Below are 1510 nucleotides of genomic sequence, written 5' to 3'. Positions count from 1 at the left end.
GGGTTTGTCAAGTAAAATGTGTAAATTTTGATTTTTTATAATACCGGTGTTCATGCACCGGTATTTTCATGAGTTCAGCCTTGCTTTCTCCCCGTCAACGGGGGCGGCCCATTTTAGGGTACCACAATCAGACCATCCGTATATGATGGTGGTTGTTAGATTCTTAGACTCTTTCATATTTTCGAATTCTTGGCTGGATTTTCGGATCTACATCCAACTGGTTTCTCACCAGTGCCCAGCTATGTACATGACCTCCTTCCCATTTCTTATATAGCTCTGTTATTCGCAGATACAGCAGTTTTAGCAATGCGTTCTCGTTCGGAAATGCTCCCTGTTTTGTTACCTTGCGGAAACTTGAATGGATACTCTCCACAGCATTTGTCGTGTACATTATTTTACGTACTGCGCTGCCATAATCATACAACTGTTCTACATGGGCGAAGTTTCTTTCCCATACATCCACTGCTCCCGGATAACTACTCCATGTTTGCTTCAGCTTCTCAAATTCAGCTCTTGCTGCTTTTACACTTGGGGCACCATACACCTTCTTTAATTGGCTGGTAAATGCCTTATAGTCCTTGCTTGGAATGTACTTCACTGAATTACGGATCAGATGCACCATGCATCTTTGAACAGTCACATCCTTAAAGATTGCCTTTGCTCCATTTTCCAGGCCACTTACCCCATCCATCGACAGAAAGAAAATATCCTCCACACCTCGGCTTTTTATCTCATCAAATATCTGCATCCAGCTATGCTTGCTTTCGGTTTCGTTAAGCCACAGCCCCAGGATATCCTTATGTCCGTCGATATCATACCCCAGCATTGTGTAAACGGCATATTTCTTTGTCTCATAATCCTTTCGCAACGTGACATACATGCAATCCACAAACACGAAAGGATAACACTCTTTTAAGGGGCGGTTCTGCCATTCCTGTTGCTGTTCCAGTACGCTGTCGGTGATATCGGAGATTGTCTCATGCGATATTTCAAACCCGTAAATGTCTTCAATGGTAGCGGCAATATCACGTTGGCTCATGCCTTTCGCATACATGGAGAGAACTTTATCCTCAATACCTGAAACATTTGTTGTGCGTTTCGGAATTACCTTTGGTTCAAATCTGGCTTCGCGGTCGCGTGGAACGTTGATCGGAACATCGCCAAATGAAGTTTTTAGTGTTTTGGCTGAATATCCATTTCTGCGGTTTGTCCCCTCCTTTTCCTGTCGGTCATTACTCTCATAACCCAGATGATCTTTCATTTCTCCCTGAAGCATTGATTCAAACATAGGGCCGAAGATATCTTTCAAAGCATCCTGCATGTCTCCGACGTTTTCCGGTTGGTACTGATTCAGTATTGCCTGTACCAGTGCATCTTTTTTAGGGTCACGTTTTCTTCTTGCCATAGTAGTTCTATCCTTCCTTTTCTCTGTTGTTTAGTTTAACATATCCTGACAAAAAAACAGAGTGTGAAGTTCATTTTGAACTTACACACTCTATCTTACACTCCC

Annotated in this window: 1 protein-coding gene; it reads right to left on the bottom strand. The window is 42.8% G+C overall.

The window, feature by feature from the left end:
* Positions 1-163 precede the first annotated feature (163 nt).
* A complete protein-coding gene (locus tag A8805_RS21865) occupies positions 164-1405 on the bottom strand; it encodes an IS256 family transposase (protein ID WP_109714820.1) in 1242 nt (413 codons plus the stop codon).
* Positions 1406-1510 lie beyond the last annotated feature (105 nt).

Source organism: Faecalicatena contorta (assembly GCF_003149105.1).
Classification (GTDB): domain Bacteria; phylum Bacillota; class Clostridia; order Lachnospirales; family Lachnospiraceae; genus Muricomes; species Muricomes contortus_C.
This window is presented reverse-complemented; position numbering and strand designations above follow the sequence as displayed.

Bases quoted from the DNA above. Each gene is read 5' to 3' on its own strand.
- A8805_RS21865 (WP_109714820.1), bottom strand. From the start codon at position 1,405: ATGGCAAGAAGAAAACGTGACCCTAAAAAAGATGCACTGGTACAGGCA.